At 53.2% G+C, this 7,432-nt stretch carries 7 protein-coding genes; 2 read left to right on the top strand and 5 right to left on the bottom strand.

Going from position 1 to position 7,432, the window contains the following annotated elements:
• Positions 1-240 (top strand): integrase core domain-containing protein (locus L1D47_RS19595; protein WP_239882331.1); only part of this gene is annotated, 240 nt, incomplete at its 5' end.
• A gap of 369 nt (positions 241-609) precedes the next feature.
• On the opposite strand, the gene phoU is transcribed toward L1D47_RS19595, so the two are convergent.
• The 4 genes from phoU to L1D47_RS19575 form a co-directional block, all read right to left on the bottom strand.
• The gene (phoU, locus tag L1D47_RS19590) at positions 610-1,311 is read right to left on the bottom strand and encodes a phosphate signaling complex protein PhoU (protein ID WP_239886481.1); all 702 of its coding nucleotides are present in this window, start codon (positions 1,309-1,311) and stop codon (positions 610-612) included.
• Between the two features lie 51 nt (positions 1,312-1,362).
• A complete protein-coding gene (gene pstB, locus L1D47_RS19585) occupies positions 1,363-2,181 on the bottom strand; it encodes a phosphate ABC transporter ATP-binding protein PstB (protein ID WP_011865499.1) in 819 nt (272 codons plus the stop codon).
• A gap of 77 nt (positions 2,182-2,258) precedes the next feature.
• Positions 2,259-3,911, bottom strand: coding sequence for a phosphate ABC transporter permease PstA (pstA, locus tag L1D47_RS19580; RefSeq protein ID WP_239886480.1), 1,653 nt, complete (start codon positions 3,909-3,911; stop codon positions 2,259-2,261).
• 60 nt (positions 3,912-3,971) lie between these two features.
• Positions 3,972-6,230 carry an ABC transporter permease subunit gene (locus L1D47_RS19575; protein WP_239886479.1) on the bottom strand — a complete coding sequence of 753 codons (2,259 nt, stop codon included), beginning with the start codon at positions 6,228-6,230 and terminating at the stop codon, positions 3,972-3,974.
• Positions 6,231-6,510: 280 nt separating this feature from the next.
• Between L1D47_RS19575 and L1D47_RS19570 the strand changes: the two genes are divergently transcribed.
• Complete coding sequence (locus tag L1D47_RS19570) at positions 6,511-7,008, top strand: ACT domain-containing protein (RefSeq protein WP_239850334.1); 498 nt, start codon at positions 6,511-6,513, stop codon at positions 7,006-7,008.
• A gap of 231 nt (positions 7,009-7,239) precedes the next feature.
• Here L1D47_RS19570 and L1D47_RS19565 read toward each other — a convergent pair.
• A partial coding sequence (locus L1D47_RS19565) for an IS3 family transposase (protein ID WP_239886478.1) occupies positions 7,240-7,432 on the bottom strand: 193 nt, incomplete at its 5' end.

Genomic DNA, 7,432 nt, shown 5'->3' with positions numbered 1-7,432 from the left:
AGTCGACGAGGAAACTGCTGGGACAACAGCCCGATGGAGCGCTTCTTTAGAAGCTTAAAAACAGAATGGATACCGATGACCGGCTATCGGGATATCGGTGAGGCTAAGAGTGAAATTTCGCGATATGTGACGGGGTATTACAGTCAGCTGAGACCACATCAATATAACGGTGGGCTGACACCCAATGAGTCAGAGCGAAGATACTGGCTTGAATACAAAACCGTGGCCAATTTTAGTTGACCACTACATAATCAGGATGCGCAGTACACTCTTCTATGCGCGATAACTCCCACTCACACTTTTTTAGTAGATGATGATAGTTAACTAGAGATAGTAAACTCAAAGGTGCCCCCTATGTGTAACAACAACTTTGCTCTAAAATTGACAGTTAGGTCAATCACAAATACCTACTACAAAAAAATTTAACATCCTGAATTATATGGCAATATAAAGACTGACACTCAAGACTGATGCTATCGTTAAAAAGAGTAAAGCAAGAGCACCACATCGTCATAGTCGAATGCAAATAGTAGCGCTAATTAATGCAACATATAACATAAAAAAAGCAGCCAAGGGCTGCTTCTTCTTAGGTTAAGACTCAAGCTGAGCTTAGATCTGCTTCATCTCTTCATAAGAGGTGTGGCGTACGTCCTTACCCTTAACATAGTAGATGATGTATTCGCAGATGTTCTGGCATCTGTCGCCCACACGCTCGACCGCGCGCGCCGCCCAGAGTACGTCGAGCACTTCAGGGATAGAGCGTGGATCTTCCATCATGTAAGTCATCAGCTGACGTATGATGCCCTCGTACTCGCTATCTAGCTTGCTATCTTCCTTGTGCAGCTCGACGGCCACCTCGGCATCCATACGCGCCAGCGCATCCAGAGTCGAGTGTAAGATGCGGGTCGCGTGACGGCCCATGTGTTCTATGCTTACCAGCAGTGGCTGTTGGTTCTTCAGGCGCTTATCCAGCGCCGCCGCGGCAATCTTCACGCAGGCGTCGCCGATGCGTTCAAGATCGGCAATCGTCTTGGAGATGGCGATGATCAGACGCAAGTCGCTGGCGGCTGGCTGACGCTTGGCGATGATACGAGTGCACTCCTCATCGATAGAGACCTCCATACCATTCACGCTGTGGTCACCATCAATCACCTTCTGCGCCAGCTCGGCATCTAAGTTACCCAGGGCATCCAGCGCCTGTTCCAGCTGACGCTCAACCAGGCCCCCCATCGCCAGTACGCGGTTACGAATATCGTCGAGCTCGGCATTGAACTGACCCGAGATATGTTTATTTAAGTTCATGTTTTCCATTGACATTCAACCTTATCAATTCTTTGCAATTCAAATCTGGCGCAGGCCCAATTATCCGTAACGACCCGTGATATAATCTTCGGTCTTTTTCTTCTTCGGCGTGGTGAAGATGGTGTTAGTGTCGGCATATTCCACCAGCTCGCCCATGTACATGAAGGCGGTCTGATCCGATACACGGGCAGCCTGTTGCATGTTGTGGGTCACGATCACCACGGTATATTTCGCCTTCAGCTCAGTGATCAGCTCTTCGATGGTCAGGGTCGAGATAGGATCCAGCGCCGAGGTCGGCTCATCGAGCAGCAAGACTTCTGGCTCGATGGCGATGGCGCGGGCAATCACCAGACGCTGCTGCTGACCGCCCGACAGGCCGAAGGCGTTGTCGTGCAGACGATCTTTCACCTCGTCCCAAATCGCGGCGCCGCGCAGTGAACGCTCGGCGGCTTCATCCAGCTGACGACGGTTGTTGATCCCCTGCAGGCGCAGGCCGTAGACCACGTTCTCATAGATAGACTTAGGGAAAGGGTTTGGACGCTGGAACACCATGCCCACATTGCGGCGCAAGGATGCCACGTCTACCTTCTTGTCGTAGATGTTTTGGCCGTGCAGTAGGATCTCGCCGTCGATATTACAGTTATCCACTAGATCGTTCATGCGGTTGATGCAGCGCAGCAAGGTTGACTTACCACAACCACTGGGGCCGATGAAGGCGGTCACCTTCTTCTTGGGGATCTTCATCGACACGTCAAACAGGGCCTGCTTGTCGCCATATTTTAGATCTAAGTTACGGATCTCAAGTGCGGTCTGCTCGCTGCTTAAATTATTTAAGTCTAAAGTCTCTGTTTTCATTACCGACTGATCTATCGAAATCATATCTGTTCCTAATCACTTCAGGATAAAGGTTATTCGCGCCCTAGCCTAGCCCAGACGCGATTAATTCGGGTTTTAGGTTAGTGTTCCAGCGAGCGATATTTCTCACGCAGGTGATTACGTACCGCGATGGCGGTCAGGTTAAGACTCACAATCACAGACACTAACAGGAAGGAGGTCGCGTAAACCAAGGGACGCGCCGCCTCAACGTTGGGGCTCTGGAAGCCCACATCATAAATATGGAAACCAAGGTGCATGAACTTGCGCTCAAGGTGCACAAAGGGGAAGTTCATATCGATCGGCAGGGTCGGCGCCAGTTTTACCACCCCCACCAGCATCAAGGGCGCTACTTCGCCAGCCGCACGAGCCACCGCCAGAATAAGCCCCGTCATAATCGCCGGGCTCGCCATCGGGATGATGATGCGCCACAGGGTCTCGGCCTTGGTCGCCCCCAGCGCCAGACTGCCTTGACGCACAGAACTAGGAATACGGCTCAGACCCTCTTCGGTAGAGACGATCACCACAGGCAACGTCAGGATAGCCAGGGTCAGCGCCGACCAGATCACCCCTGGCGAGCCATAAGTAGGTGCAGGCAGGGCTTCAGGATAGAAGAGTTGGTCGATAGAGCCACCCAGCATGTAGACGAAGAAGCCCAAACCAAATACGCCATATACGATCGAGGGGACACCCGCCAGGTTGATCACCGCGATGCGGATCATCTTAGTGATTGGGCCTTTCTTTGCGTATTCATGCAGATAGATAGCCGCGACCACGCCAAACGGGGTCACAATCACTGCCATCAGCAGTACCATGAAAACGGTACCGAAAATAGCCGGGAACACACCACCCTCTGTGTTGGCTTCACGGGGGTCGGCGCTGACAAAGTTACCCACGCCGCTAAACCAGTGACCTAGCTTACCCATGACGCCCAAACGGTTAGAGTAAGTCACACCTAGAATGCTATCTAGCTTGAGGGTCACCTCTTCGCCGCGCATGTCACGGACGATCACCGCATCACGGCCCGCCTCTGCTCGCAGGTCGAAGAAGGCTTTTTCCAATATCTTATAATCGGCCTGTAGCTTGTCACGCTCGGCCTGCAGCTCCAGCTTGCGGCTGTCGGTCAGGGCGTTATCCAGCTCATAGCGACGCTCCTTAAGGCGCAGGTTTTCCAGCGCATAGTTAACGGCGCCAATTTCACGTTTCTGCAGCGTGGTGGCTTTGTCGCTCAGGGCGACCGCACGCTCGATATGTTCCTCAAATGAGGCTTCCACATCGTCCAGTGCCAGACGCTTGCCCTCTTCTATGATGGCAATTGGATAACCAAAGAAGTCACCGTTCTTGGTTCGCTCGAGCTTGGCGACATCTTTTGGCGTGGTGCGCGACACAATATCTGTCTCCAGCACCCAGCGAAAGTCCAGGCCAACAAACTCGCGGTTACCCGTCTTGATCAGGTAACGGGTCACCAGCTCACCGGGCTCTTCGCTAAACTTGTGTCCGGCGGCGATCAGGCGCTCAGCAGGCACCTCTTCCTTATCGTAGATCTCACCGATAATGGTTGAGCGCTTGCCCTGCTGATCCACCACTTCCCACTGGTAGATATCCGCCGGCCAGAAGTAGCTCAAACCTCGCCAGGCGATCAATAGCAACAAGCCCAACACGGCGATCAAACTGATACTCACGGCGCCACCTGTCATCCAGATCCAGGGGGAGCCCGACTTAAACCACTTACCCATTACATTGGCCTCTTAACGTCACAGGCGAAAAATTAAAAATCGATAACATGCCAGCCTCCCTTAGAGTGAACTGTAGCGTTCACGCAGACGCTGTCTTACCACCTCGGCGATGGTGTTGAACAGGAAGGTGAAGATAAACAGTACGAAGGCCGCCAGGAACAACACGCGATAGTGCGAGCTGCCGATAGCCGATTCAGGCATCTCCACGGCGATGTTGGCCGCCAGGGTACGCATCCCCTCGAATACACTCCACTCCATGATGGCGGTGTTACCCGTGGCCATCAGCACGATCATGGTCTCACCCACGGCACGGCCGAGCCCCATCATGACCGCCGAGAAGATCCCCGGACTCGCCGTCAGCAGCACCACGCGGGTCAGGGTCTGCCAGTTGGTGGCACCCAGCGCCAGGCTGCCGTTAGACAGGTGACGCGGTACAGAGAACACGGCGTCTTCGGCGATAGAGAAGATGGTTGGGATCACCGCAAAGCCCATGGCAATACCCACCACCAGCGCGTTACGTTGGTCGAAGGTGATCCCCAGCTCGTTAGTGATAAACAGACGGGTATCGCCGCCGAAGAAGGCCACTTCGATACTCGGGCTGATGTAGAAAGCAAACCAGCCCACGAAACAGATCACCGGCACCAGCATCAACTCCTGATAGGTCTCAGGCAGACGTTGCTTCCAGCGACCCGGCAGTTTGTACCAGGCCAGTGCCGTCAGCAAGATACTGATAGGCAGTAGCACCAGCAGCATGATGATCCCCGGCAGGTGATCCTCGATCAGCGGCGCCAGCCAGAGACCGGCCAGGAAGCCGAGAATAACCGTTGGCAAGGCTTCCATAATCTCGATGGTCGGCTTAACCACGGCGCGCACTTTCGGCGACATGAAATAAGCCGTATATACGGCGCCGGCAATTGCCAGCGGCGTGGCAAACAGCATGGCATACAGCGCAGCCTTCATGGTACCGAACGCCAGCGGCATCAGACTGAGCTTGGCTTCGAAGTCATCAGAGCCTGACGTTGACTGCCACACATATTGCGGCTCGGGGTAACCTTCGTACCACACCTTGCTCCACATGGCGCTCCAAGACACCTCGGGGTGGCTGTTTTCCACCGCAAACAGATGCAGCTTGTTGCCCGCCTCGACCACCAGGGCGTTGGCGCGTGGGCTAAAGCCCATCTGTGTGGCGTTAGCCAAATCGAAGGTCTCGGTAAAGAGTTTACGCTGACTCGTGGTGTAGAGCAGGTCCAGCTCGCCTGAGGCACTCACGGTGGCGAAACTCTTACGGTAGAACTCACCGGCGATGCGCTTCACGCCCGCCTTGTTCTTAAAATCGCGGATCTCCTGGTACTGACGACCCTTGTCGCCATTAACCTGGAAATATTGGAAGATTTGGCCATTGTCATAGCTCACCAGCAGAGAGCTGGCGCCGGCCAGCAGGGCAACATCTGTCACCTTGGTCTTGGCGCGTTCAAGCTCGATCACCTGACTCAGGGCGATCTCATCCACATAGCGGATATCGTAAACGTACAAGCGATTGCCAGAGCGCAGCAGCAGCTGGCGCTGATCTGGCGTCATCAACTGCTGATCGACCTGGGCAGGCGCCTCGTTAATCTGACTGGTGGTCGCTTCCCACTCCACCTCTTCGGTCATCATGTTCTCTTCGCCGTTATGACGGGTCAGAAACCAACGACCATTGGCGTCATGGTAGGCAAAGCTAAGCTTGTCAGAGGCCGATGCGAAGGCCAGCTGATAAAGCGGCGTGCCCGACTCAGACACCTGCAGCGGCGCCTCGCCCAACGGGTAACGCAGGCTTGGGGTGATCAGACGCTTGTTATCAGGATAGGTCACGGCGAAGTTAACACCGGCTATTATCACCTGGCCATTTGAGAGGCCGAAGGCAAAGCGCTGCTCGCTTGGTACACTGGCGACGCTGCTAACGATCTCGGCGTCCTGAGGCACATTTATGTGCTCCTGCTTGACCAGGCTGGCACTCAGGGCGCTATAGAAGCTGACCCCGCCATCTTGCGACACGCGGTAGAGGATCTCGTTCTGCTCGTCACTGCCCACCATGAGCGCAGGTGACTTAGCATCTTGCAATTCGACATTTATCACTGGTGTGATATCTGCCCCATCGAAAATCGGCTTTACAACATAGAGAAGGTAGAAAAAGATCAGCAAGAGCGCCACGAAGACCATGGTGCCGCCCATCGTCACCCCAAACTGGGTGAGCTTATCCTTAAATGCTCGCTTGCTGGAGCCCTTGCCCATCAACAAATCTGTTGCAGTAGAACCAGGTTGAATGACCTGAGTTTCCATTAAGAACCTCGTTAATTTTTGTTCAGTAGAGTTTTCGCTGGGATTGTCGTTTCTGCTATGTTAACTATAGTGAATCGAGGCAAGCCCTTTTTCTGACAGTCGGGATTATATGACGCAAAGATGACACTAATGTTACAACCAGAAAATGTCATCATTATAGGAGCTTGTTTAACTTTTTCAGCCGCTTTTCATATTGTTATTACAGGAAATTGAATCAAGCGTGCCTGGAGCTGGGCGCGCAGCGAAACCGCACAAAACCAACTGATGGAGCCTATGCGAAATGTTACGATATTTAGTTACCCTGCAAGTCGCCGATAAACCGGGATTAGTCGAACAGATAGCCCACAGCGTTAGTCGCCACGGTGGCAACTGGCTCGACTCTGAGCTGCGCCATATCGACGGCATCTTCGCCGCCATCTTGCTGCTGGAAGTCCCCGCCGCCAACTGGGACACCCTGCTTGAAAACCTGGAATGCATCGAAGGCCTCACCCTCACCTACGCCAAGACGCGCAAGTCCCAGGCGCCGCAAACTATCCGTCGTTACTCCCTGGTGGCCTATGACAGACCCGGCTTGGTGCATGATATCTCAAATAAGATCAATGAGCTGGGCGCCAATATCGAGCGTCTCTCCACCCACTATGAGACCGCCAGCCACACGGGGGTCGCCCTGTTTCGCGCCAACTTTAGCCTGAGCGTGAAAGATGAGGCCGCCGAGCAGCGACTCACCCAGGCCCTCTACACCATAGGCGATGACGTGGTGCTGGATATCGTCGATTAGTCAGAGTGTAATAGTTTATTAGTGTAAGAATCGCGCAAGAAAAAAGCGGCAATCATGCCGCTTTTTCGTGCCTGGATTTGGTAATCCTCCCATTTTTAACCGTAGTTAAAAGTAGAGGTTAAGCAGCCATCAAAGGTGGCTTTCCGCCATTGGCCTTGTGTGGCCGTTCATAATTTGTACTAGCTCAGACCTGATCTGACAGTTACCCAGTTTTCTGGTGTCTTCGTCAGATTAGACTTGAGCTAAATTCTTTTCAGCCCAAATCTGTTTCCCATCAGTTAATGTTTCCATTGGCGTTCTACCACAGCACATCTTGCCCTGATGAGTTCGTTCATTGTTGTAATAATCCAGCCAGTCGTCCAGATCTTTCTGCAACATTTCCAATGAATAGTAAAGCTTTTTGCGGAACGTGACCTGATAAAAC

Source organism: Shewanella sp. Isolate7 (assembly GCF_022398425.1).
Classification (GTDB): Bacteria; Pseudomonadota; Gammaproteobacteria; order Enterobacterales; family Shewanellaceae; genus Shewanella.
Note: the sequence above shows the minus strand (reverse complement) of the source record. Positions and strands in the feature narration are given on the sequence as shown.

Coding starts and splice junctions, on each gene's coding strand:
- phoU (WP_239886481.1), bottom strand. CDS start 1,311: ATGGAAAACATGAACTTAAATAAACATATCTCGGGTCAGTTCAATGCC.
- pstB (WP_011865499.1), bottom strand. CDS start 2,181: ATGATTTCGATAGATCAGTCGGTAATGAAAACAGAGACTTTAGACTTA.
- pstA (WP_239886480.1), bottom strand. CDS start 3,911: ATGGGTAAGTGGTTTAAGTCGGGCTCCCCCTGGATCTGGATGACAGGT.
- L1D47_RS19575 (WP_239886479.1), bottom strand. CDS start 6,230: ATGGAAACTCAGGTCATTCAACCTGGTTCTACTGCAACAGATTTGTTG.
- L1D47_RS19570 (WP_239850334.1), top strand. CDS start 6,511: ATGTTACGATATTTAGTTACCCTGCAAGTCGCCGATAAACCGGGATTA.